Annotated in this window: 19 protein-coding genes; 11 read left to right on the top strand and 8 right to left on the bottom strand. The window is 62.1% G+C overall.

The genetic code is table 11. The annotated features are described in order from the left end of the window. Positions 1-357 precede the first annotated feature (357 nt). Positions 358-819 (bottom strand): Lrp/AsnC family transcriptional regulator, encoded by a 462-nt coding sequence (locus tag AT302_RS26905; protein ID WP_058376615.1) that lies wholly within the window; start codon positions 817-819, stop codon positions 358-360. 248 nt (positions 820-1,067) lie between these two features. On the opposite strand from AT302_RS26905, the gene AT302_RS26900 reads away from it, so the two are divergent. Both AT302_RS26900 and trpS read left to right on the top strand, forming a co-directional pair. Continuing rightward, positions 1,068-4,673 (top strand): indolepyruvate ferredoxin oxidoreductase family protein, encoded by a 3,606-nt coding sequence (locus AT302_RS26900; RefSeq protein ID WP_058379978.1) that lies wholly within the window; start codon positions 1,068-1,070, stop codon positions 4,671-4,673. A gap of 314 nt (positions 4,674-4,987) precedes the next feature. Beyond that, complete coding sequence (gene trpS, locus AT302_RS26895) at positions 4,988-6,016, top strand: tryptophan--tRNA ligase (RefSeq protein WP_058376614.1); 1,029 nt, start codon at positions 4,988-4,990, stop codon at positions 6,014-6,016. A gap of 106 nt (positions 6,017-6,122) precedes the next feature. Here trpS and AT302_RS26890 read toward each other — a convergent pair whose 3' ends face one another. Further along, on the bottom strand, positions 6,123-7,256 hold the full coding sequence (locus tag AT302_RS26890) for a hypothetical protein (protein ID WP_157125885.1): 1,134 nt from the start codon (positions 7,254-7,256) through the stop codon (positions 6,123-6,125). A gap of 378 nt (positions 7,257-7,634) precedes the next feature. Between AT302_RS26890 and AT302_RS26885 the strand changes: the two genes are divergently transcribed. Then, positions 7,635-9,014, top strand: coding sequence for a DASS family sodium-coupled anion symporter (locus AT302_RS26885; protein WP_058376612.1), 1,380 nt, complete (start codon positions 7,635-7,637; stop codon positions 9,012-9,014). Positions 9,015-9,114: 100 nt separating this feature from the next. On the opposite strand, the gene AT302_RS26880 is transcribed toward AT302_RS26885, so the two are convergent. The 5 genes from AT302_RS26880 to AT302_RS26860 form a co-directional block, all read right to left on the bottom strand. Next, positions 9,115-10,347, bottom strand: a complete 1,233-nt coding sequence (locus AT302_RS26880) for a metal-dependent hydrolase family protein (protein ID WP_058376611.1) — start codon at positions 10,345-10,347, stop codon at positions 9,115-9,117. A gap of 117 nt (positions 10,348-10,464) precedes the next feature. Beyond that, complete coding sequence (locus AT302_RS26875; protein WP_058376610.1) at positions 10,465-11,754, bottom strand: MFS transporter; 1,290 nt, start codon at positions 11,752-11,754, stop codon at positions 10,465-10,467. Between the two features lie 215 nt (positions 11,755-11,969). Next, positions 11,970-12,872 (bottom strand): LysR substrate-binding domain-containing protein, encoded by a 903-nt coding sequence (locus tag AT302_RS26870; RefSeq protein WP_058376609.1) that lies wholly within the window; start codon positions 12,870-12,872, stop codon positions 11,970-11,972. 53 nt (positions 12,873-12,925) lie between these two features. Beyond that, a complete protein-coding gene (fumC, locus tag AT302_RS26865; RefSeq protein ID WP_407668814.1) occupies positions 12,926-14,323 on the bottom strand; it encodes a class II fumarate hydratase in 1,398 nt (465 codons plus the stop codon). Positions 14,324-14,573: 250 nt separating this feature from the next. Continuing rightward, positions 14,574-15,449 (bottom strand): LysR family transcriptional regulator, encoded by an 876-nt coding sequence (locus tag AT302_RS26860; protein WP_058376607.1) that lies wholly within the window; start codon positions 15,447-15,449, stop codon positions 14,574-14,576. A 238-nt stretch (positions 15,450-15,687) separates the two neighbouring features. On the opposite strand from AT302_RS26860, the gene AT302_RS26855 reads away from it, so the two are divergent. The 7 genes from AT302_RS26855 (at position 15,688) to AT302_RS26825 (ending at position 24,331) form a co-directional block, all read left to right on the top strand. Further along, positions 15,688-17,196, top strand: a complete 1,509-nt coding sequence (locus AT302_RS26855; protein WP_058376606.1) for a CoA-acylating methylmalonate-semialdehyde dehydrogenase — start codon at positions 15,688-15,690, stop codon at positions 17,194-17,196. Positions 17,197-17,336: 140 nt separating this feature from the next. Further along, positions 17,337-18,971: a GMC family oxidoreductase gene (locus AT302_RS26850; protein ID WP_058376605.1), complete on the top strand. Its 1,635-nt coding sequence runs from the start codon at positions 17,337-17,339 to the stop codon at positions 18,969-18,971. Positions 18,972-19,503: 532 nt separating this feature from the next. Beyond that, positions 19,504-20,283, top strand: a complete 780-nt coding sequence (locus AT302_RS26845; RefSeq protein ID WP_058376604.1) for an ABC transporter ATP-binding protein — start codon at positions 19,504-19,506, stop codon at positions 20,281-20,283. An 8-nt stretch (positions 20,284-20,291) separates the two neighbouring features. Beyond that, on the top strand, positions 20,292-21,041 hold the full coding sequence (locus tag AT302_RS26840) for an ABC transporter ATP-binding protein (protein WP_058376603.1): 750 nt from the start codon (positions 20,292-20,294) through the stop codon (positions 21,039-21,041). A 95-nt stretch (positions 21,042-21,136) separates the two neighbouring features. Continuing rightward, positions 21,137-22,336, top strand: coding sequence for an ABC transporter substrate-binding protein (locus AT302_RS26835; RefSeq protein WP_058379977.1), 1,200 nt, complete (start codon positions 21,137-21,139; stop codon positions 22,334-22,336). Positions 22,337-22,424: 88 nt separating this feature from the next. Further along, positions 22,425-23,309: a branched-chain amino acid ABC transporter permease gene (locus AT302_RS26830; RefSeq protein WP_058376602.1), complete on the top strand. Its 885-nt coding sequence runs from the start codon at positions 22,425-22,427 to the stop codon at positions 23,307-23,309. An 11-nt stretch (positions 23,310-23,320) separates the two neighbouring features. Continuing rightward, the gene (locus AT302_RS26825) at positions 23,321-24,331 is read left to right on the top strand and encodes a branched-chain amino acid ABC transporter permease (RefSeq protein ID WP_237172026.1); all 1,011 of its coding nucleotides are present in this window, start codon (positions 23,321-23,323) and stop codon (positions 24,329-24,331) included. 155 nt (positions 24,332-24,486) lie between these two features. On the opposite strand, the gene AT302_RS27785 is transcribed toward AT302_RS26825, so the two are convergent. After that, positions 24,487-24,777: a hypothetical protein gene (locus tag AT302_RS27785; protein WP_157125884.1), complete on the bottom strand. Its 291-nt coding sequence runs from the start codon at positions 24,775-24,777 to the stop codon at positions 24,487-24,489. Positions 24,778-24,851: 74 nt separating this feature from the next. Between AT302_RS27785 and AT302_RS26815 the strand changes: the two genes are divergently transcribed. Beyond that, a complete protein-coding gene (locus AT302_RS26815; RefSeq protein ID WP_058376599.1) occupies positions 24,852-25,631 on the top strand; it encodes a sulfite exporter TauE/SafE family protein in 780 nt (259 codons plus the stop codon). Positions 25,632-25,685 lie beyond the last annotated feature (54 nt).

Below are 25,685 nucleotides of genomic sequence, written 5' to 3'. Positions count from 1 at the left end.
TCATGACAAATTGGCGGTCCCCGCCGCTCGACGACTGCTTCACTGCTGGCTCCCAGTGCAAAAAACCCCGTTGCTGGCTGGCAAGCGCTCGTGGCAATCGTCGTGTTCCCCCGATGTCGAAAACGACCGGGCGAAACACGCTGGCAGGCGCGGCTGGCGAAATCTCGTGCCACCCGGCCGCATGTTTTTCGGCCTCGGGACAACGAACTTAAATAAGAATCATTCGCATTTTTAACGATAAATGAAACCGGCGTCAAGGGGGAATTTCCTCGACGGTGTCAATGGGCGGGAAGGAGCGGGAAGGAGCGGCAAGGCACGGCGGCGTCTGGGAACCCCGCCTTGTGATCGTGCTTGGCGTCAGACCGGCAGGCTGGTATCGAACTTGATTTCGCGCAGCACCACGCTGGTTTTGACGTGGGCGACGGCGGGCAGGCGGAAGATGTGCTCGTGCAGGAAGGCGTCGTACGCCTTGATGTCGGGCGCTACGATTTTCAGGATGTAGTCGGCCTCGCCGGTGGTGCTGTAGCACTCCGTCACCTCAGGGCAGGTGCGGATCTCGCGCTCGAACTGTTCCGTGCCGCCTTCCGTGTGGCGCGTGAGTTGCACATGCGCCAGCGCGCACACGTGCAGCCCGAGCTTCTCGCGATCGAGCAGCACCGTGTAGCGTTGGATCACACCGTTCTGCTCCATCTCCTTGATGCGCCGCCAGCACGGGGTCGCCGACAGCCCGACGTTTTCCGAGAGTTCCTGCGCCGAACGGCGCGAATCGATCTGCAAGAGGCGCAGGATCTGCCGCGCAAAGTTGTCGAGTAATTCCATTTTGCAAAATGGCCTATTTCGAAATGAACGTTTCTTATTCTGCGCCAAACCGAGTGAAATAGTAAAAATCTTTCTCCTGCCTCCCCATACACTGCTTCCATACGGACGCTCGCCTGTCCTGCTGGGCCGGGCGCGACAACGAACATAACGACACGCCCCCGAAGCACGGCCCGCATTGATCATTTCTCTGATCGCAAGATGCTGGAACGGGCCGCACGGGGATCAGGAGATACACGATGAATGCCCCCATGCGCGCCGCGCTTGCGACGCCCACGGCCAACCCGCTGGCCCATCCCGACTATCAGCTCTCCGACGCGCTCACCGCACGCCGTGGTCAGATTTTCCTGACCGGCACGCAAGCGCTCGTGCGCATTTTGCTGATGCAACACCAGTTGGACGCCGCGCGCGGCCTGAACACGGCGGGCTTCATCAGCGGTTATCGCGGCTCGCCGCTCGGCGGCGTGGATCAGCAACTGTGGAAGGCCAAGAAGCTGCTCGACGCGGCCAAGGTCAAGTTTCTGCCGGCGATCAACGAAGAGCTCGGCGGCACGGCCGTCATGGGCACGCAACGCGTGGAAGACGACCCGGAGCGCACCGTCGAAGGTGTGTTTGGCATGTGGTACGGCAAAGGCCCGGGAGTCGATCGCGCGGGCGATGCGCTCAAGCACGGCAATGCCTACGGTGCGTCGCGCCACGGTGGTGTACTCGTGGTGGCGGGGGACGATCACGGCTGCGTGTCGTCGTCGATGCCGCACCAGAGTGACTTCACGATGATGTCGTGGAGCATGCCCGTACTAAACCCCGCCGACATCGGTGAGCTCGTCGAATTCGGTCTCTACGGCTATGCACTGTCGCGCTTCTCCGGTGCGTGGGCGGGCCTCAAGGCGATTTCGGAAACCGTGGAGTCGCGCGGCACCGTCGACCTCGACAAGATCCGCACCGACTGGGCCGAACCGCTCGATTACGTGACGCCTGAAGGCGGTCTACACAACCGCTGGCCCGACCTGCCGAGCCTCGCGCTCGAGACGCGTCTGGCTGCCAAGCTCGACGCCGTGCGCGCGTTCGCTCGCGTGAATAGCATCGACAAGTGGATTGCCCCCACGCCGGACGCCGACATCGGTATCGTCACCTGCGGCAAGGCGCACCTCGACTTGATGGAGACGCTGCGCCGTCTGGACATCACCATCGAAGACCTCGCCGCCGCCGGTGTGCGCATCTACAAGGTAGGGCAGTCGTTCCCGCTGGAGATGTCGCGTCTCGACAGCTTTGTGGCCGGCCTCACGGAAATTCTCGTCATCGAAGAGAAGGGCCCGGTGGTCGAGCAGCAGATCAAGCAATACCTGTACAACCGCACGACCGGCTCGCGCCCCATCGTGCTTGGCAAGACCGACACCGAGGGCCGCGCGCTGCTGTCCGCACTCGGCGAACTGCGTCCGTCGCGCGTATTGCCGGTATTTGCCGAATGGATCGCGAAGCATCGCCCGTCGCTCGATCGTCGCGAGCGCGTGGTCGATCTCGTGGCGCACGACATCCTCTCGAACGAAGCCGATGGCGTGCGCCGCGTGCCGTATTTCTGCTCGGGCTGCCCGCACAACACGTCGACCAAGGTGCCTGACGGCTCCATTGCGCAGGCGGGTATCGGTTGCCACTTCATGGCGTCGTGGATGGACCGCGACACCACGGGCCTGATTCAGATGGGTGGCGAAGGTGTCGACTGGGCCGCGCATTCGAACTTCACCAAACGTCCGCACGTTTTCCAGAATCTGGGCGACGGCACGTACTTCCACTCGGGCCTGCTTGCCATTCGTCAGGCGGTCGCCTCGAAGGCGAACATCACCTACAAGATTCTCTACAACGACGCCGTGGCGATGACCGGCGGGCAACCCGTCGACGGTTCGATTTCGGTGCCGCAGATTGCGCGTCAGGTCGAGGCCGAAGGGATCGCCAAGCTGGTGGTGGTGAGCGACGAGCCCGAGAAATACGTCGGACACGAAGGTCAGTTTCCGAAGGGCACGACGTTCCATCACCGCAGCGAACTCGACGCCGTGCAGCGCGAGCTGCGCGAGATTGCGGGCGCGACCGTGCTCATCTACGACCAGACTTGCGCGGCGGAAAAACGCCGTCGTCGGAAGAAAAACGAATTCCCGAATCCGGATCGCCGTCTATTCATCAACGAAGCCGTTTGCGAAGGCTGCGGCGATTGCGGCGTGGCCTCGAACTGCCTGTCGGTCGAGCCGGTGGAAACGGCGATGGGCCGCAAGCGCCGCATCGATCAATCGTCGTGCAACAAGGACTTTTCGTGCGTGAACGGCTTCTGCCCGAGCTTCGTCTCGGTCAAGGGTGCGGCGCTGAAGAAGGCGCTCGCTGCGGCGTTCGATCAGGCGGCGTTTGAAGGGCGTCTGAACGCGCTGCCGCAGCCGGCTGCACTTGCTGGCGATGCACCGTTCGACATCATGGTCACGGGTGTGGGTGGCACGGGCGTGGTTACGATTGGCGCGCTCATCACGATGGCGGCGCACCTCGAAGGCAAGAGCGCTTCGGTGCTCGACTTCATGGGTTTTGCGCAGAAGGGTGGCGCTGTGCTGTCGTTCGTGCGCTTTGCTAATACGCCGCAGGCACTCAATCAGGTGCGTATCGACACGCAGCAGGCCGACGTGCTGCTGGCCTGCGACATGGTCGTGGGGGCGAGCGCCGATGCGCTGCAAACCGTGCGCCGCGACCGCACGCGTGTGGTGGTCAACACGCATGCCATTCCGAACGCGACGTTCGTGCAGAACCCCGATGCCAACCTGCATGCCGACGCGTTGCTCGCGAAGATGCGTCATGCGGCCGGCAACGAGAAGCTCGACGCGTGCGACGCGCAGGCGTTGGCGCAGCGCTTCCTCGGCGACACGATGGGCGCGAACATCATCATGCTCGGCTTTGCGTGGCAACTGGGTCTCGTGCCGGTGTCGCTGGACGCGCTGCAACGTGCGATCGAACTGAACAACGTTGCCGTGCCGATGAACCAGTTGGCGCTGGCCATTGGCCGCCTCGCAGCGGGTGATCCGACGGCACTGACGCAAACGACGGCCAAGGCCGTGAATCAGCCGGTGCATGCGCCGGTGGCGGCGGACATGTCGTTCGACGAACTCGTCGCACACCGCGTCGATTTGCTGACGAAGTATCAGAGCGCGGCGTATGCGGCGCAGTTTGCGAGCTTTGTGAAGCAGGTCGCCGATGCGGAAACGCGCGTGGCGGGTGCACCGGGCCGTGTGTCGCGCGCCGTGGCGCAGCAGCTTTCGCGTCTGATGGCGTACAAGGACGAGTATGAAGTGGCGCGTCTGTATGCCGAGACGTCGTTCACCGATGCGCTGGGCGAGACGTTCGACGGCAAGCCGGGGCGCGACTTCCGTCTGGAGTTCCACATGGCCCCGCCGCTCATCGCGCGCGGCAAGGACGGTGGTGCCCCGAAGAAGGTCACGATCGGCCCGTGGTTGTGGCCCGTGTTGCGCGGCATGGCGAAGCTGCGCGGCCTGCGTGGCGGTGCCCTCGATGTGTTCGGCTACACGCTGGAGCGCCGCATGGAGCGTCAGTTGATTGCGGACTACCGTGCGACCATCGGTCAGGCGCTGGCAGGTCTGAATGCCGAGACGCTGGCGGATGTGGCGGCATTGGCGGAAGTCCCGGCAAAGATTCGCGGCTACGGCCATGTGAAGCTGGCGAATCTGGTGATGGCGAAACGTGTCGAGGCGACCATTGCCGGTCGTCTCGACGTGACACCGGCCACCGGTGACGCGGTGACCGAGGCACTGGCCCACGCGCGCAGCAGCGGCAAGTCCCTCAAGGGCATTCCGGTGGTGACGGCGCGCTAAGCGGGCGACATCCGACGTTGCAATCCGCAGGTGATAAGCTGGCAAATGCCGTTCAGTGGCAAGACTGAACGGCATTTTTATTGGGCCGCGCAAAGCGGTCCTCCAGCGCGATCTGAATTGCCACCCCACAACGCCGTTTCCATACCGGCATCCGGCCAACGCGCTACCATTCGGGAGTTACGGTTTACGCGAGTGGGTAGACTCGATGCCCGCTGAGCATGCGACGGAGGGTTTTGGCGCGGCTTGGCGGGTGTGGTCAGCCCACCAATGTGCTAAGTAACCGGTTGAGTAAGCGGTTGATTATGGAGAGAAAAATGAGTGTTTCGAAGTCGCCTGCGGACCGCAAGGTCATTCTCACGGGTGACCGCCCGACTGGCCCGCTGCACCTGGGTCACTACGTCGGCAGTCTGAAGAACCGCGTCGCTTATCAGCACGAATACAAGCAATTCGTCCTCGTGGCCGACGCGCAGGCGCTCACCGACAACACGGATGATCGCGGCAAGGTGCATCGCAATGTCTCGGAAGTGGCGCTCGATTATCTGGCCGTCGGCATCGACCCGGACGTGACCACCATCTGCGTGCAGACGTGGCTGCCCGAGCTTACCGAACTCACCTTCTATTACCTGAACCTCGTCACGGTGGCGCGCCTCGAGCGCAACCCGACCGTGAAGCAGGAAATCGGGCTGCGTAACTTCGAACGCGATATTCCGGCCGGCTTCCTCACCTATCCGGTGAGCCAGGCCGCCGACATCACGGCATTCCGCGCAACGCTGGTGCCGGTGGGCGAAGACCAACTGCCGATGATCGAGCAGACGAACGAAATCGTGCGGCGTCTGAACCGTCTGGCCGATCGCGAAATTCTGGTTGAAACGAAAGCCCTCGTGCCGCCGATCGGCCGTCTGCCGGGGATCGACGGCAAGGCGAAGATGAGCAAGTCGCTCGGCAATGTGATCAACATTTCGTCGTCGCCGGACGAGATTCGCAAAGCCGTGAAGAACTGCTACACCGATCCGCTGCACCTGCGCGTGGAAGACCCGGGCCATCTGGAAGGCAACGTCGCGTTTGCGTATCTCGATGCGTTCGATGAAGACAAGGAAGGCGTGCAAGCGATGAAGGACCACTACGTGCGTGGCGGTCTGGGCGACTCGAAGGTGAAGGCGCGTCTGGAAGAGCGTCTGCAAGAGATGCTGCGTCCGATGCGTGAGCGCCGCGAGGAGTTCGCGAAGAACCCGGAATACGTGTGGGATATGCTGCGCGCCGGCACCGAACGGGCCCGCGAAACTGTGTCGCAAACGCTGGATGACGTGCGCTCGGTATTCGTCACACCGGGCTGGAAGAAGTAACGTCTTACGAGCAAGACACAAGCGCGATATTCATGTGAAGCACGCGCTGCAGATGTCGAGAGGGGCAGTCCGCGAGGGCTGCCCCTTTTTCTTGATGCCATCAAATTTACGTCAAGCGGGCAGCTTCAAAATCTTTTCGCATGCGCTCCATCGTGGCATTCATCGCGTCCATTGAGGAACGAAGGTTGCTGATGTCGTTGCTCTGCCCATTGAGCGTGGTTCGAATGTCGGCGAGGTCACTACTGTGACCGGTAAATGCGGCACGAAGCCCCGCGATGTCATTCCCCATCGTTGTCGTTCGTTTGTCGATACTATCCGTTGCGCGTCTGACATGACCGATGTCATTGCGCAAGTTTCCAGTTTCTTGTGTGAGATGTTCGATGCCTTTGAGCGTGCGATAGGAATTTACGGTGTTCATGCGTTGCTCCAGTTGTGTGATGGTCAGATCGTGTAGCTTGTCCACGGCTTTGGACAACTCGTTCCAGCCGGTGTCGCGTTGGTAAAAGCGTTGGTTGAGGATGGTGTTGATCGAACTGGCTAACGTGACTGCGATACCGATTGCAAAGAGCGCGGCAGCGATGGTCCCGCCGGATGCGACAAACGCGCAGACCGTGATGGCTATCGACGCGGCCGCAAGCAATGCGACCACCACGGCCTTTGTGTTGAACCGATTCTTTGACGAGGGCAGGCATCTGCGGGCGGCGTCGAGATGCGTTCGCACGTCACTGATCAAATTGGCCTGCGTCACAACGTTGTCCGCGCTTTCCTTGCCATCGCACAACGTCGACGTGGTATTCAACAGACCGTTCAAAGCACCGTCGATCTGCTGCAGGCTCTCGTGAAGATGGCGGGCAGACTTTGATAATTCTTTCGTGTCGCGTACATCACTCTGTTTGCGCGCATACCGACGAAAGCAATGCAGCGGATTGAGATGACGTCCCGGCGTGCTCGTCTTGTCCCATACCGTCTCATCGATCTTCCTCATCGCTTTGGCAAGACCGTCGATCGCCGCATCGATTTGCGCTGCCGGCACTGCTTCGAAACGGCTTTCGCCCAGTTGCCATGCGACGTTTTTCATTCCCTCAAGCTTTGCGACGATGTCGCGATGGAGCGCATTGGTCGATCGACCTCCGGCGACCGAGGGGGGATGGACTTGGGCGTCGAGCAGCGACGCGTCCAACGGTGAATACACATCTGAACTCCAGGGTTTCCATGGGGTGAATGAAAATTCGGATGACATGTTGAGTAGCGTCCTCTGACGGCGTTCTCGGTATCAGGAAATGCTTCGTCACGTGCCTGCGCTATCTGACGTAGCGGGGCCAATTCTTCGGCCGTTCGAAGCGACGCGCTTTCGGTTTCCCTGTTCATGTTTCGCCAAGTGGACATTGCCAGTCCCCTCTGCGCTCCCACCCTGATTCCCCGCCCAAAACGTGTTTGGGCCTTTTCCCTTGGCGTTACTTCGGCAAATAGCCATCTAACGTACGCGCGCGAGTCACTGCTGCTTTGCTTCGCTGGATGTAAAGCGGTTGGAGAGCTCGCCGTGTGGCCCTCGATCACCCCCCCAAAGCGGTCCGGGCGCCGCCAACCAAAATGACTATAGGGATCGAGGTATCAGGAGATGAACGATATTGTTGGAAAGGTGGCACGCACCTGGGCCGTGTCCACACGCGATATGTGGGTGCTGGCCGCCAGTGCCCTGATGATGGTGACGATGATTCTTGTCTTGCCGTTCGAAGACAAAACCAACCGAGGTCTCGCATTGGCCGCGTTCGTCGCGGTGCTGTGGCTTTCAGAAGCGGTGCATCTCACCATGACCGCGCTGATGGTGCCTGTGCTGGCGGTTTTGCTGGGCATTCTGGAAACACCGGCGGCATTGCAGTCGTTTGCGCATCCCATCGTGTTTCTGTTCTTCGGCGGTTTCGCGCTGGCAACGGCCCTGCGCGTGCAGGGACTCGACCGCTTTCTCGCCAACCGTCTGTTGCATCTGGCGGGCGGACGCATGAGCCGCGCGGCGTGGATGTTGTTCGGGGCGACGGCTGCGATGTCGATGTGGGTGAACAACACCTCGACGACGTCGATGATGTTGCCGCTCGCACTCGGCATCCTCGCGCAACTCGACACGCGTGAAGACCGCAACACGGTGACCTTCCTGCTGCTCGGTATCGCATACAGCGCCAACATCGGCGGCTTGGGCACTATCGTCGGCAGCGTGCCCAATGCGATGGTGGCCACGCATCTGGGTATCGACTTTCTGACGTGGGCGAAATTTGGTGTGCCGCTGGTGGCGGTGTTGTTGCCGCTGATGGTGGTGACGATCTACGTCGTGCTGCGTCCGCGACTAGACCATCGGATCGAGACGACAACGGAACCCATGGTCTGGACCACACAACGCGTCGTCGCTGTGACGATCTTTTCCGGCACGGTACTCAGCTGGATCTTCAGTCAGCAGATCAGCCAGTTACTCGGTGGCGTAAAGCAACTGGATACGCTCATTGCGTTGTCAGCGGCGGTCTTGATCGGCATGACTGGCGTGGCGAGCTGGAAGCAGATTCAGGAGCACACCGATTGGGGCGTGCTGTTGTTGTTCGGTGGCGGTTTAACGTTGAGCGTGGTGCTGCGAAATTCCGGCGCGAGTGTGGTGATGGCGGAGGGCGTTTCAAGCGTCTTTGCGATGAGCCACACACTGGCGGTCCTGTTGATCACTGCGGCGTTCATTGTGTTTCTGACCGAACTCACCAGTAACACCGCAAGCGCCGCAATTCTGGTGCCGATCTTTGCAACTATTTCGGTATCCTTAGGATTTCCAGAGGCGTTGCTCACGATGGTGATCGGTATCGGTGCGTCGTGTGCCTTTATGCTGCCGGTGGCGACACCACCCAACGCCATCGTGTTCGGCACCGGGCAAGTGCCACAACGTCGGATGGTGCAGTCAGGCTTTTTCATCAATCTGATTTGCGTGGTCGTTATCACCGCATTTGCATGGACGTTGTGGCGATAGGTCACAACACATCAGCGTCGCCACGCAATGCAAAACGCCGTGACGTGTAGAACGTCACGGCGTTTTCTTCATGCCATCGAAAGCGATGTCGCAGCGGCAATTACTTCGGCTGCTTCGCGACCTTGCCGTCCTTGAACACCCACTGAATGCCTACGCCCTGACCGGTCAGCACGCCGATGGTCTCCAGCGGATTACCGTCGACGACGAGCACGTCGGCGAGTGCGCCCGGGGCGATCACGCCCAGCTCGCCCACGCGATTCAGAATCTCGGCACCGATGACGGTTGCCGAGCGCAGCGTGTCGGCAGCGCCAAGCACGTCGGCGCGAATCGTCAGTTCATCCGACTGGTACTTGTGCATGTCGCCCAGCAGGTCGGAGCCGAAGCCCATCTTCACGCCCGCGTCGCGATAGATCGACAGCGACTCGCGGCCCGCACGTTGCACGCTCTCGACCTTCGCTACCGATTCAGGCGGCAGGCCCAGCGATTCGCCGTCCTTGGCGAGTGCGTCATACGTCACGAGCGTGGGCACTACATACGCGCCTTTCTCGGCCATGAGCTTGGCCGTCTCGGCATCGCACAGGTTGCCGTGCTCGATGGTGCGCACGCCGCAGCGCACGGCGCGTGCGATCGCCTTCGGCGTGTACGCGTGGGCCATCACATACGTTTGCGCGGCTTCGGCTTCCGCCACCGCTGCGCGGATTTCGTCTTCCGAATATTGCGTGTTCGCAATCGGATCGACCGGCGACGCGACACCGCCCGACGCCATCAGCTTGATCTGCGTGGCGCCCATTTGGATTTCTTCGCGCACGGCCAGACGAATCGGATCGACACCATCAACGACACGGCCGATCGCACCCGCACGGAACGCACACGAACACGGCTCCAGCGTGTCGCTGCGCGGGCGGAAATCGCCGTGACCGCCGGTCTGCGAAAGCGCCTTGCCCGACGGGAAAATACGCGGGCCCGGGATCACGCCTTGTTCGATGGCTTGTTGCAGCGCCCAGTCAGCACCGCCCGCGTCACGCACGGTCGTGAAGCCTCGATTGAGCATGCCTTGCATGATCGGCAGCGACTTGAGCACGGTCAGCACGTTGGGCTGGCTGGCGTTGGTGCCGAGGTTCGGATGCGAGGCGAGGACGTGCACGTGGCAGTCGATCAGGCCGGGCATGACGGTCTTGCCGGTCACGTCGATGACGGTCGCACCATCGATGTCGAGCGGCGTCGCGGAGACGGCGGTGATGCGGTTGCCCTCGATGGCGACGTCGTGGCGCGCGAGCAAGCGGCCGGCGGCAGCGTCGAGCACATTGCCGCCGCGAAGCAGGGTAACGGACATGGGGGAGTTCCTTGGACGTTGTTGGAGTGTTGGTGCAGAGGTGCAGCGATTTGCAGCGAAATTCAGCGAAATGACAAAAAGGCGCGCCGGTGAGGGCGCGCCTTTTCTATAAAACGATCAGGCCTTCGTTTTGTACGGCAGCGGCTTAACGAAGCGGGTACCCACGAAGCTGATGGCCGCCGCGATGATCACGTAGATCGCCGGGGCCATGTTGCTGCCCGTGCGGGCGATCAGCCACGTGATGATGAGCGCAGCGAAGCCGCCGAAGATCGTGACCGCGAAGTTGTACGCCACCGACAGGCCGGTCGACAGCACCTGGGGCGGGAACAGCTCCGAGAATGCCGCGAGAATCGGGCCCGTGTAACAGGCGATGAGCAGGCCGAACACGATCTGGAACGTCAGCAGCGATTGCAGACCCGGGGCCACGTTCAGATACGTGAACATCGGCCATGCGAGCAACAGAATCATCAGCGCCGAGCCCGACAGGAACGGACGGCGGCCGTAGCGGTCTGCCAGACGTCCCACGACCGGTGCGAACACCAGAATCATGGCGCCGCCCACCATGCCGGCGGTGAAGCCATTGGCGGCCGGCAACTTCAGCACGCGTTGGGCATACGTCGGCATGTAGAACAGCAGCACGTAGGTGCAGATCGTCCACAGCACGACCATCGAGAAGCTTGCGAGCGTTTCGCGCGGGTACTTCGAGAACACGTCGCGCAGCGGCGTATTCGACTTCTCGGCGTGCTGGAACGTCGGCGTCTCATCGACCTTGCTACGGATGTAGAAACCGACCGGGCCGATCAGCATGCCCACGATGAACGGCACACGCCAGCCCCACGATTCGAGCGACGCCTTGTCGAGTTCTGTCGTCACGAACGTGCCCACGGCCGCGCCGAGCAGCACGGCAAAGCCGATGCTCGACTGAATCCATGCGGAGTAATAGGCGCGCTGATTCGCCGGTGCATATTCGGTGAGGAACGCCGTCGCACCGCCCATTTCGCCGCCGGCCGAGAAGCCTTGCAGCAAACGTGCGAGCACGATGATCACGGGGGCGGCCAGACCGATCTGGTCGTAGGTCGGTGCGAGACCGATCATCGCCGTGCCCGCTGCCATCAACAGGATGGTGAGCGACAGCGCAGCCTTGCGGCCGACGCGATCGGAATACACGCCGAGCACGATGCCGCCGACCGGGCGCATGAAGAAGCCCACGCCGAAGGTGGCCACGGCCAGCAGGAACGACGAGAGGTCGTCGCCGGTGGGGAAGAATTGCTTGGCGATAATCGCCGCGAAGAAGCTATAGACGGTGAAGTCGAACCATTCCAGACCATTGCCGATCACCGTCGCCACAATGGCGTGACGGCGTTGGCGGTCCAGGTTGGCTTGAGGCACTGCGTACGTCGCCTGCATCTGGGTCTCCCGGAGGATGGGTGGCGTCCGTTGCGTGCGAGAAGTCACGTCATGCCGGTAATACGCCTGCTTTTTTGTCGGATCACGTTCGCCCTACGGCACGAACATGCGCGGATGAACCACAACATAGGTCAGACAAAATGACAGGAAAAACGATAATTCCGCATGTTGCCATGCGTGCAGCGCATGGCAACTTTGTCAGATGCCCTCTAACCCTATGACGGCAAACGGGTTTGCGAGTAAATCCAATTGCGGAAAATTCGGGCTGCCGCATGCTCATGGCGCTCGGCAGGCCACACGAGATAGTAGCCGCCGCCCAGACTCGCACGTGCGTCGCACGCCGGGACGAGCAGGCCCGCCTCAAGGCAGGGGTCGATCATGTGACGCCAGCCCATCACCAGCCCGCCGCCTTCGATGGCCATCTGCACGAGCAGTGGATAGTAATTGGCGCTGACCATGCGTGGCGATTTTGGCGCGCTCACGCCTTGCAGCTCGAACCAGTCCTGCCACGACATCCACTTGCGCTGACCGTCTTCGATGAAGAGCAGCGTTTCGTTGACGAGATCGGCGGGTTTGAGCGTGCGGCCGTCGAGATAGGCGGGGGAACAGACGGGAAAGACTTCTTCGTCGAAGAGCCGCCGGCCCGCGAAGTCGGGCGGCAGATCGTTTCGCACGTAATAGACGCCGAGATCGAACTCCGACGCGGAGAGCGAGGTGAGGCCGTCTTTGACGATCACGCGAATCTTGACGTCGGGGTGGGCCGCGCGAAAGCGCATGAGTTGCGGGGTCATCCACAACACGGCGACGCCGGATGAGCAGGCAACGGTCAATTCGAGGTCGCCGCGACGCTTCATCAGGTCGGCGGTAGCCTCGGCACATTCGTTGAGCAGGCGTTGAATCTGCTCGGCGTAGCGCTGGCCTGCGACGGTGAGGCGCAGCGTGCGATGTTCGCGGGTAAAGAGCGTGCGGCCGAGAAATTCTTCAAGCTGCGCGATCTGACGGCTGACCGCGCTTTGCGTGAGATTGAGCTCCGCCGCCGCGCGGGTGAAGCTCGCGTGCCGCACGGCAGCGTCGAACGCGACGAGACAGTGCAGTGGCGGCAACGGCGAGATGGGCATGCGCGGCGGGGTCTCCTGTGAGCGTTAGGGTGGCAGCTTAATCAGCGTAATGCTTAGCGCTTGCCAACCATTTGCTCCGGGCGCACCCAGGCGTCGAACTGCTCGGACGTGACGTGGCCCAAGGCCAGTGCCGCTGCCTTGAGCGTGGTGCCTTCCTTGTGCGCCTTCTTGGCGATGGCAGCCGCCTTGTCGTAGCCGATGTGCGGATTGAGCGCCGTCACCAGCATGAGCGACTCTTCGAGCAGGTTGCCGATGCGGGCGCGGTTAGGCTCGATACCGATGGCGCAGTTATCGTTGAAGCTCACCGAGCCGTCGGCCAGCACGCGCACGCTTTGCAGGAAGTTGTGGATGAGCATCGGCTTGAACACGTTCAGCTCGAAGTTGCCCATCGAGCCGCCGATGTTGATCGCCACATCGTTGCCCAGCACCTGACAGCAGAGCATGGTCATCGCTTCGCATTGGGTCGGGTTGACCTTGCCCGGCATGATCGAGCTGCCCGGCTCGTTTTCCGGAATCTGCAATTCGCCGATGCCGCAGCGCGGGCCGCTGGCGAGCCAGCGCACGTCGTTGGCAATCTTCATCAGACTGGCAGCGAGCGTCTTCAACGTGCCGTGCGCATTGACGATGGCGTCGTTGGCGGCGAGCGCTTCGAACTTGTTCGGGGCGGTGATGAACGGCAGGCCGGTGTCGCGGGCGAGTGCTTCCGCCACTTTCTGCGCGAATTCCGGATGGGCGTTCAGGCCCGTGCCCACGGCGGTGCCGCCGAGCGCGAGCTCTGCTACGTGGGGCAGGGCGTCGTCGACGTGCTTCAGGCCGTGATCGATCTGCGCGACCCAGCCTGAGATTTCCTGACCGAGCGTGAGCGGCGTGGCGTCTTGCAGGTGGGTGCGGCCGATCTTGACGATGTTGTCGTACGCGTGGGCCTTCGCGGCGAGCGTGTCGCGCAGTTGGCCGACGCTCGGCTTGAGGTGGTTGATCAGCGCGTCGAGGGCGGCCACGCTCATGGCGGTCGGGAACACGTCGTTCGACGACTGGCCCTTGTTCACGTCGTCGTTGGGGTGCACGAGACGCTCTTCGCCGCGCACGCCGCCGAGCAGTTCGCTGGCACGGTTGGCGAGCACTTCATTCATGTTCATGTTCGACTGCGTGCCCGAGCCGGTCTGCCACACGGCCAGCGGGAATTCGTCGTCATGCTGACCGGCGACGACTTCGTCGGCGGCCTTGATGATGGCATCGGCCTTCTTGGCGTCGAGCACGCCCAGACCCTTGTTGACTTCGGCGGCGGCGCGCTTGACGCGAGCCAGTGCGCGCACGAGCTCGCGCGGCATCTTTTCCGAGGAAATCTTGAAGTTTTGCAGCGAACGCTGCGTTTGCGCACCCCAAAGACGATCGGCAGGCACTGCAATTTCGCCGAAAGTATCGCGTTCCATTCTCACAGACATGATCAACATCCTTGTAGAGAGACAAGCGCCTGCCCCGTTCAAATGGGTAGGGGCGGACTCTGAATTGTAGAACTTCAGTGACGATTCGACATGACAGGCATCCCGGTGGAAAACCGTGTCATGGGAATGAATTGCGGGGGCCTCGCGTGTTCGGGTAGCGGCTTTTGCGGGCTCTGAGGCCACGTCTGGTGGTGATTCGGCTGCTATTTCAGCCATCTTTCAGCCGCTTTACAGCCACTTTCCAGCCGCCGGTATTCTGTCACGCCCAGACCGCCGCGACCAGTTGCAGCGCAGCGGCAATGGCGGGTTCCTCCCGGCGGGCGGCCAGCGTGACGAAGGTGAGTTCAGTGGGCACGGCTACGCCGTCGGCAATGACCAGCCCGTGGGCGCGGGCTTCGCGCAGCGCAATCGAGTCGCGCATGAGCGACAGGCCGATGCCGGATTTCACCAGATCGAGCATCGACGGCTCCTGATCGACCTCGGCCACCTTCACCGGTGAGACGCCCAATGCACCGAACAGCGCCGAGAGCAGGCGGTTGTGGGCGGACTCGGGCGGTGTCCAGATCCACGGCAGGGCGGCCAGCTCGCGCCAGCCGCGCCGGGCCACGCGCTCGCGCCAGCCCGCCGGGGCGAGCACCTGATAGGAGAACGGCGTGAGGGTAATCGTGTGAAAGCGATCGCCCTCGGGACGGCCTAGATAGAAGCCCACGTCCAGCTCGCCGCGAGCAATCTGTTGCAACACCGAGCCGGACATGCCGTGGCGCAGCGCCGTTTCAATCTGTGGGTACGACTCAACCAGACGCTTGAGAAAGGCGCCCAGCCGCGTGAATTCCGGATCGAGGATCGTGCCGATGCGCAACCGGCCGCGCACCGTTTCACGCAACGCGCCCGCCGCTTGTTGCAGATCGGCCAGCGCGGCCAGCATGCGTTCGGCGAGCGGGAGCAACGCCTGTCCGTCGCGCGTCAGCGCCAGCCCTTGAGCGGTGCGTGTGAAGAGCGTGAGGCGCAGGGCCTCTTGAAGCGCTTTGACTTGCAGGCTGACGGCCGGCTGCGTGAGATGCAGGCGCTGCGCGGCACGCGTGAGGTTGCCCTCATGGGCGATGGCGACGAAGGCGCGAAGATGAGCGAGTTCCATGCGACGGCAGGCAGAGAGCGTTGAAACGGGGCAGCGAAGCGCAGAAATCCACCGCTTCATGCCCCGCAATATAAGGGCATCTTATATTGCTTTTCATAATTTCTCATTGGATCGCACCGCCGTCCGGCAGTACGCTAGGCAATCACTTTGGCGAATAGCGTTGTGTTGCGGTGCGGCACAACGTCAACTCCCGCCATCTTGCCATTCCACGCAGAGACCGGATTCAGGGAAAACCAACATGAGTAGCGCTGATATTGCAACCGTGCAGCACTTCATTGGCGGCCAGCAGGTGGCCGGCCGCAGCGAGCGCTTTGCCGATGTGTACAACCCCGCGGAAGGCGCCGTGACGGCCCGAGTGGCGCTGGCAAGCGAGGCGGATGTCGACGCCGCGGTCGCCGCAGCGAAGGCGGCCTTGCCCGCGTGGTCGGAAACGGCGCCGCTCAAGCGCGCCCGCGTGCTGTTCAAGTTCAAGGCGCTGCTCGACGCACATCAGGACGACCTCGCCCGGATCATCTCGCGCGAGCACGGCAAGGTGTTTTCCGACGCTCGTGGCGAAGTCACGCGCGGCATCGAGATCGTCGAATACGCGTGCGGCGCGCCGCAGTTGCTGATGGGCAAGCACAGCGACAACATCGGCGGCGGCATCGACAACTGGCATCTGCGTCAGCCGGTCGGTGTGTGCGCCGGCATCACCCCGTTTAACTTCCCCGCGATGGTGCCGATGTGGATGTTCCCGGTGGCGATCGCGTGCGGCAATACGTTCGTGCTCAAACCGTCCGAGCGCGACCCGTCGGCGAGTCTGTTGATGGCGGAATTGCTGCGTGAAGCGGGCCTGCCCGATGGTGTGTTCAACGTGGTGCAGGGCGACAAGGTTGCGGTCGATGCGCTGCTCGCGCACCCCGACGTGGAAGCGCTGTCGTTCGTGGGCTCCACGCCGATTGCCGAATACATCTACACGGAAGGCACGCGACGCGGCAAGCGCGTGCAGGCGCTCGGCGGCGCGAAGAACCACCTCGTGGTGATGCCCGATGCCGATCTCGATCAGGCGGTCGATGCGTTGATCGGTGCCGCCTACGGTTCGGCCGGCGAGCGGTGCATGGCGATTTCGGTCGCGGTTGCGGTGGGGCAGGTGGCCGATCGCCTCGTCGAGGCGCTGGTGCCGCGCGTGAAGGCGCTGCGCATCGGGCCGGGTTCTGACGACGCGTCGGAGATGGGCCCCGTCGTCACGGGCGCGCACAAGGCGAAGATCGAGGGCTATATCGCCGAGGGCGTGAAAGCGGGGGCCGAGTTGCTGGTCGACGGTCGCGGCTTGCAGGTGCCGGGACACGAGAAGGGCTTTTTCATCGGCGGCACGCTGTTCGATCACGTGACGTCCGACATGACGATTTATCGCGAAGAAATTTTCGGGCCGGTGCTCGCGGTGGTGCGTGTGCCCGATCTCGCAGCGGCCATCGACCTCGTCAATGCGCACGAGTACGGCAACGGCGTGTCGTGCTTCACGAGCGATGGCGGCGTGGCGCGTGCGTTCTCGCGTCAGGTGAAGATCGGCATGGTCGGCATCAACGTGCCGATTCCGGTGCCGATGGCGTGGCAGTCGTTCGGCGGATGGAAGCGCTCGTTGTTTGGCGACCACCATGCTTATGGTGAAGAAGGCGTTCGTTTTTACACGCGCTTCAAGAGCGTGATGCAGCGTTGGCCGGACAGCATCGCGAAGGGCGCGGAATTCACCATGCCGGTGGCGAAGTAGCGCGACGGGATAGACTGCGTCACACGACACGATAAAAATGAACCCGATGGTGGTGGCGGCAGTCCACCCCACTCGGGCGCCGCACCAGAGCCGGCGTCGCTATCTGGCGAACGCTGCGCCATCGACGGAGACAGGCGGGAATGAGCAAGCAGGCTGCAAAGGAAGAGACCTTCGATTACGTGATCGTGGGGGCAGGATCGGCCGGCTGCGTGTTGGCCAATCGTCTGACGCAGGACCGTGACGTCAACGTGCTGCTGCTCGAAGCGGGCGGCAAAGACGACTATCACTGGATTCACATTCCCGTCGGCTATCTGTATTGCATCGGCAATCCGCGCACCGACTGGCTCTATCGCACGCAAGCCGAAGCGGGCCTGAATGGCCGCTCGCTCGCGTATCCGCGCGGCCGTGTGCTGGGCGGCAGTTCGTCGATCAACGGCATGATCTACATGCGCGGTCAGCGCGAAGATTACGATGTGTGGGCCGACGCGACCGGCGACGATGGCTGGCGTTGGGACAACGTGCTGCCGCTGTTCAAGCGCAGCGAAGATCACTACAAAGGCGGTTCGGAATTTCACGGCAGCGGCGGCGAATGGCGCGTCGAGAAGCAGCGCTTGTCGTGGCGCGTGCTCGATTCTTTCGCCGATGCCGCCGAGCAAATGGGCATCCCCAAAACCGACGACTTCAATCGCGGCGATAACTTCGGCATCGGCTACTTCGAAGTGAATCAGCGGCGCGGTGTGCGCTGGAGTGCGGCGAAGGGCTTTCTGCGACCGGCCAGCGAGCGACCGAATCTGACGGTGATTACGGGCGCGAGCGTGAGCAAGCTGTTGTTCGAAGGCACGCGTTGCACGGGCGTGGCGTATCGCGGTGGTAATGACGACTACACGGCACTCGCGCGTGCCGAAGTCATTCTCGCGGCGGGCGCGGTGAATTCGCCGCATCTACTTGAGGTATCGGGCATTGGCGATGGCGAGCGTCTGCGGGGTTTCGGTATCGACGTCGTGTCCGATCTGCCCGGTGTCGGCGAGAACTTGCAGGACCATCTGCAATTGCGCACGGTGTACAAGTTGCGCGGCGTCACGACGCTCAATCTCACTGCAAACAGTCTGTGGGGAAAGCTCAAGATCGGCATGCAGTATGCGTTCGCGCAGCGCGGGCCGATGAGTATGGCACCGTCGCAACTGGGCGCGTTTGCGAAGAGCCGCGAAGACGTGGCGCGACCCGATCTCGAATACCACGTGCAGCCGCTCTCGCTCGACAAGTTCGGCGAGCCGCTGCACAAGTTCAATGCGTTCACGGCGTCGGTATGCAACCTGCGACCGACGTCGCGCGGCAATGTGCATTTGACGTCGCCCGACGCGCGTGTAGCGCCGGCCATCGCACCGCACTACCTGTCGACGGAAGCCGACCTTGCGGTGGCCGCCGATGCCATCAAGCTCACACGCCGCATCGTGGGCGCGCCGGCATTTGCGCGCTACGAGCCGCGCGAGTATCTGCCGGGGCCGTCGTATCAGAGCGATGAGGATCTGAAGCGCGCTGCGGGGGATATCGGCACGACGATCTTCCATCCGGTAGGGACGTGTCGCATGGGACGCGCCGACGATCGCAATGCGGTGGTCGACGCCGAACTTCGCGTGCGCGGCGTGCAGAACCTGCGCGTGGTGGATGCCTCCGTCATGCCGGTGATCACCTCAGGTAACACCAATTCGCCGACGATCATGATCGCCGAGCGCGCGAGCGACATGATTCGCGCGGCGCGAAAAGCAGGGCGGTGACAGTGCCGGACATCGATATGAAGTCGATGTCGTGGGGATGTCTGGACGCGCTGAATCGTTCGCCGTGGAGCGAACGTCAGCGCGTTATCTGTCTTTCCGGATTTCCGGATTTCTCCGGCTCGCCGCTAAAACTTACGTAGTAATACCTAATGTTGGTCGCGCACCCCGCTGCGCGCTCATCGAATTTAGCTATCGCACCTGCATTTGCGTGTGCCGCAAAAGCCTTATGCCACAAGGCCGGGAGAGGTGCGTGCGCATTGTTACCGAGTGGTCTGCAACACGTGCAGACATGCGTGTTTCAAGGGGTGCGAAGCCTAGTGCAAATCCCAATGATCGCGTTGCAGCAATCCGCCCACAATAACGTTTCCCTATGTGCGACCGAACCAAGAATTCGGCGCGACGCGAGGGACGCGAGAGATTCGTCGGGCAACGCAAATGACAGCGTCACCTGAGTGCCTCGCGGTTGTCACAGACGATGGTGCCGGGGCCAACCAATCGCCTCACACCGCCAACCAGGAATGTGGCAGGAGACATGGCGAACAACGATTACATTCTCGAAACCCGCGGACTCACCAAAGAGTTTCGTGGCTTCACCGCCGTGAACGGGGTCGACCTGCGCGTTGCGCGCGGCACCATTCACGCACTCATCGGGCCGAATGGCGCAGGCAAGACGACCTGCTTCAACCTGCTCACCAAATTCCTAGTGCCGAGCGCCGGCACCATCACGTTCAACGGCGAAGACATCACGCGTGAAGCCCCTGCGCAGATCGCGCGGCGCGGCATCATCCGCTCGTTCCAGATCTCTGCCGTGTTCCCGCACCTGTCGGTGCTGGAGAACGTGCGCATCGGCCTGCAACGCAACCTCGGCACGGCATTCCACTTCTGGCGCAGCAGCGATTCGCTGCATCAGCTCGATGCGCGCGCCATGGAGTTGCTCGCTGAAGTCGGACTCACCGAATTCGCTCACACCCTCACCGTCGAGTTGCCCTACGGCCGCAAGCGTGCGCTGGAAATCGCCACCACACTTGCTATGGAACCCGAACTAATGTTGCTCGATGAACCCACGCAAGGCATGGGTCACGAAGACGTGGATCGTGTGACGGCACTCATCAAGAAGGTGTCGGTCGGCCGCACGATTCTGATGGTCGAACACAACATGAACGTGGTGGCCGGCATCTCCGACACCATCACCGTGCTGCAACGCGGTGAGGTGCTGGCCGAAGGGCCGTATCACGAAGTCTCGAAGAATCCGCAAGTGATGGAAGCCTATATGGGCACCGCGGACAGCGAATTGCAGGGAGCCCACGGGTGAGGACGGCTATGTACGGTAACGGCGGCGGCAATGTGCCCGCACTCGAAGTCGAAGGACTGCAAGCCTGGTACGGCGAATCGCACATCCTGCACGGCGTGGATCTGACCGTGGGCCGTGGCGAAGTCGTCACGCTGCTCGGTCGCAACGGTGCGGGCCGCACCACCACGCTGCGCGCGATCATGGGCCTGACCGGTCAGCGTCAGGGCTCGATTCGTGTGGCCGGCGAAGAAACGATTCATCTGCCGACCTATAAGGTCGCGCATCACGGCGTGGGCTACTGCCCTGAAGAGCGCGGCATCTTCGCGAGCCTGTCGTGCGAAGAGAACCTGATGCTGCCGCCGTATATCGGCATGCGCGGCAATCGGCGCGAAGACGGCGGCAAGGGCATGTCGATCGAAGAGATCTACGACATGTTCCCCAACTTGAAAGAGCGTCGTCATAGTCAGGGCACGCGACTCTCGGGCGGCGAACAACAGATGCTGGCCGTCGCGCGCATTCTGCGCACGGGCGCGAATCTGCTGCTGCTCGACGAGATTTCGGAAGGTCTCGCACCGGTCATCGTGCAGACACTTGCCCGCATGATTACCACGCTCAAATCGCGGGGTTACACGATCGTGATGGTCGAACAGAATTTCCGTTTTGCAGCACCGCTTGCCGATCGCTTCTATGTGATGGAGCACGGCAAGATCGTGGAGCGCTTTGGCGCGCCCGAGCTGGAAACGAAGATGCCGGTGCTGCACGAATTGTTGGGCGTATGAGGTGAGCTACCCGGCGCGTTGCCGTGCGTTGCATGGCGCGCACGCCGGGCGATGGACCCAGGCGATATAAATCCACGAAGGAGACGAAGATGACGATGCGGATGAAGGCGTTGGCGGTTGCGGCTGCGATCGGTTTTGCGGCAATGGCCTCGCAGGCCCAGGCCGATGGCAACACGGTGAAGATCGGTTTCATTACCGACATGTCGGGTCTGTACACCGATATCGACGGACAAGGCGGTGCGGAAGCCATCAAGATGGCAATCTCCGACTTCGGCGGCAAGGTGCTCGGCAAGCCGATCGAACTGGTCACGGCCGATCACCAGAACAAGGCCGACGTGGCCGCGTCGAAAGCGCGCGAATGGTTCGATCGCGGCGGCGTCGACATGCTCATCGGCGGTACCAACTCGGGTACCGGCCTTGCGATGAACAAGGTCTCGGCCGAGAAGAAGAAGGTCTACATCAACGTGGGTGCCGGCTCGGACGCCCTCACCAACGATCAGTGCCAGCCGTACGGCGTGCACTACGCGTATGACACCGTCGCACTCGCACGCGGCACCGGCTCGGCCGTGGTCAAGGCGGGCGGCAAGTCGTGGTTCTTCCTGACCGCCGACTATGCGTTCGGTCATGCGCTGGAGAAGGCAACGGCCGACGTGGTCAAGGCCAATGGCGGCACGGTCAAGGGCGCGGTCAAGCACCCGCTCTCGGCGTCGGACTTCTCGTCGTACCTGTTGCAGGCGCAGTCGTCGGGTGCACAGGTGCTGGGTCTGGCCAATGCCGGTGGCGACACCATTAACGCGATCAAGGCCGCCAAGGAATTCGGCGTCAAGGGCAAGATGCAGATCGCCGGTCTGCTGGTGTTCATCAACGACATTCACTCGCTCGGTCTGGACAACACCGAAGGCATGTACCTGACGGACAGCTGGTACTGGGACAAGGACGACAAGACCCGTGCCTTCGCCAAGCGCTACTTCGACAAGATGCGCAAGATGCCGTCGAGCCTGCAAGCGGGTGACTACTCGGCCACGATGACGTATCTGAAGGCGGTGCAGGCCGCCGGCAGCACCGACGCCGACAAGGTGATGGACGAGCTGCACAAGATCAAGATCGACGACATGTATAGCAAGGGCTACATCCGCAAGGACGGCACGATGGTCCACGACATGTACCTGATGCAAGTGAAGTCGAAGAAGGAATCGAAAGAGCCGTGGGACTACTACAAGGTGGTCGCGACGATTCCGGGCGACAAGGCGTTCACCACCGTGGCGGAATCGACCTGCCCGTTGATGAAGAAGTAAGCCGGGTTCGCATCGTCATCTGACAGTGCACTGAAAAGCGGCGGGACGTGTGTCCCGTCGCGGTCTTTCTCCCAGAGAATCGATTTCGATGGAATTACTAGGCATCCCCCTGCCGGCGCTGTTGAGCCAACTGCTGCTGGGACTGGTGAATGGCTCGTTTTACGCCATGCTGAGTCTTGGCCTGGCGGTGATTTTCGGTCTGCTCAACGTGATCAACTTCGCGCACGGCGCGTTGTTCATGCTGGGTGCCATGCTCGCCTGGATGGGCGGCAACTATCTTGGCCTCAATTACTGGGTCATGCTGATTCTCGCCCCGATCGTGGTGGGCATTATCGGCATCATCATCGAGCGCACGATGCTGCGCTGGATTTACAAGCTCGATCACCTCTACGGGCTGTTGCTCACGTTTGGTATCACGCTCGTTCTGGAAGGTGTGTTCCGTTCGATGTTCGGCGTGTCCGGGCAGCCTTACGACGCGCCTGAAATTCTGTCGGGCGCGACCAATCTCGGCTTCATGTTCATGCCGAACTATCGTGGCTGGGTCGTGGTGGCTTCGCTGATCGTGTGCTTCGCCACGTGGTTCGTGATCGAGAAGACGAAGATCGGCGCGTATCTGCGCGCGGGCACGGAAAACCCGAAGCTCGTTGAGGCGTTCGGTGTGAACGTGCCGCTCATGATTACGCTGACGTACGGCTTCGGTGTCGGGCTGGCCGCATTTGCGGGCGTGCTCGCCGCACCGGTCATCCAGATCTCGCCGCTGATGGGCCAGTCGATGATCATCACCGTGTTCGCAGTGGTCGTGATCGGCGGTATGGGCTCGATCATGGGCTCGATCATCACCGGTCTGATGTTGGGTGTGATCGAAGGCTTCACGAAGGTGTTCTACCCGGAAGCGTCGGCGACCGTGGTGTTCGTGATCATGGTGATCGTGCTGCTGCTGCGCCCGGCAGGGCTGTTCGGCAAACAAAAGTAAGGGGCACAGCAATGCAACAACGTATGAAACAACGGGTGCATCAGCGGGTGCTTTATGCGCTCCTGCTACTGGCGCTGATCGCGGCACCGTTTGCCGGGGCGTATCCGGTCTTCGTGATGAAGGTGTTGTGCTTCGCGCTGTTCGCCTGTGCGTTCAATCTGCTGTTGGGCTTTACCGGGCTGCTGTCGTTCGGGCACGCCGCGTTCTTCGGCAGCGCAGGGTATGTGACGGGCTACGCGATTCGCAACCTCGGCTTCACGCCGGAAGTCGGCATTCTTGCCGGCATGGTGGCGGGTGCGGCACTGGGGCTGGTGATCGGTTTGCTGGCGATCCGGCGTCAGGGCATCTACTTCGCGATGATCACGCTGGCCCTCGCGCAGATGCTGTACTTCCTGTGTCTGCAAGCGCCGTTCACGGGCGGGGAAGACGGTCTGCAAGGCGTGCCGCGCGGCAGCCTGTTCGGTGTGTTGCCGCTCGACTCGGACCTCACGCTGTACTACGTGGTGTTGGCGATCTGCGCGCTCGGTTTCCTGCTCATCATGCGCGTGGTGCACTCGCCGTTCGGTCAGGTGCTCAAGGCGATCAAGGAGAACGAACCGCGCGCCATCTCGCTGGGTTACGACGTCGACCGGTTCAAGCTGCTGGCGTTTGTTTTGTCGGCCACGCTGGCGGCACTCGCGGGATCGACCAAGACGGTGGTGCTGGGCTTCGAGACGTTGACCGACGTGCACTGGACGATGTCGGGCATGGTGATTCTGATGACGCTCGTCGGCGGCCTCGGCACGATGCTCGGACCGGTGGTCGGTGCCGTGCTGATCATCGTGCTGGAGAACAAGCTGGGCGACATCGGCAACTGGCTGGCGACGGCTACCGGCGTGACGTGGTTCCAGACGCTCGGCGAGTCGGTGACGATCGTCATCGGCGCGATCTTCATCATCTGCGTGCTGGCGTTCCGGCGCGGGTTGGTGGGGGAATTGATCGCGCGCAGCAAGTTCTTCCGGGGTGTGGCGCAACAGTCATGACAGCCAACGGATGCCGGGGATTGCACCGAATTGGGGCGTCTGACCGGTGCCCAGCGCCACCCCGGCGCACGAATGTCGGAAAAATGCCCATCCGTAGGGGTAAATGCTGACTTGTGGTGCATTGGGTGCTCCTTTATTCTCACCCCTAGTTCGCGTCACAGCAGGATATAGGGGCGAGGAACGAGGAGACAATAAGCGCGATAACGCGCACCGCCAAAAAGGAAGCGCTGTTGGAGAATGCTCCAACAGCGCTTTTTATATTGTGCTTCGACATCGTGCTTTTCACTGCGCTCGCGCGCCACGTCGCGCTTCACTTTTTGCGTCACGTCTCGCGTCACCTCTCGCCGCAAGCCGCGCTGGCTTTCGCGCTGTTCTCCACAGCGTTCGCCGCCATATTCCGTGTGATTCCCATTCTGGCGCCGGTCATTCCCGGCGCATGCCTTCATTCCCCCATGCTTCCCGCTATTGATCGCATTGCTTCGCTCATTGCCCCATTTAACGCAGGTCCGGGACGCTCGCCATGCTGACCACGCTGGCGCTCCCTGATCTCTTGATGTTGGCCGGCGGGGCGTTTCTCGCCGGTCTCGTCGATGCCGTCGTGGGCGGTGGCGGACTCATCGCCGTGCCCACGCTCTTCGCCGTCTTTCCCAACGCCGCGCCACCGCTGTTGCTGGGCACCAACAAGATGGCCGGTGTCTGGGGCACTGCGTCGGCGGCGTGGCGATTCGCTCGTGGCGTGCAACTGCGCTGGGCGATCCTGCTGCCCGCGACGGTGACGGCGTTCGTCTTTTCGTTCTGCGGCGCGTTTGCCGTCACCCATCTGCCCGCCGATGCGCTGCGCAAGCTGCTGCCGTTCGTGCTGGTTGGCGTGGCGATCTATACCCTGCGCAAGAAGGATTTCGGGACGGTACACGCGCCTGTCAAAGGTGGCACGGGGGTCACCCTTGCCGCCGTGGGGGTAGGGGCGGCTATCGGCTTCTACGACGGTTTCTTCGGCCCGGGCACGGGCAGCTTTCTCGTGTTCCTGTTCGTGCGGCTGTTCGGACAGGATTTCGTCAATGCCTCGGCGTCCTCGAAGATCGTCAACGTGGCGACAAATCTGGCCGCCTTGCTGCTCTTCGGCATGGGCGGTCACGTGTGGTGGCAGCTCGGGCTGGGCATGGCTGTGATGAATGTGCTGGGCAGTCAGATCGGTAGCCGTCTCGCGCTGCGGCACGGTGTCGGTTTCGTGCGCCGGATGTTCCTTTGTGTGGTTGGCGTATTGATCCTGAAGACGGGTTACGATGCCTTCCTGCGCTAGGTTTTGGCCTTCGCAGTGCAACATGCCGGGAAAACCCCTTGTGGCAATTGCCAC

This window comes from Pandoraea norimbergensis, assembly GCF_001465545.3.
In the GTDB taxonomy this organism is placed as follows: Bacteria; Pseudomonadota; Gammaproteobacteria; order Burkholderiales; family Burkholderiaceae; genus Pandoraea; species Pandoraea norimbergensis.
The sequence above is the reverse complement of the archived record's forward strand: the minus strand, read 5'-3'. Positions and strand labels throughout refer to the sequence as shown.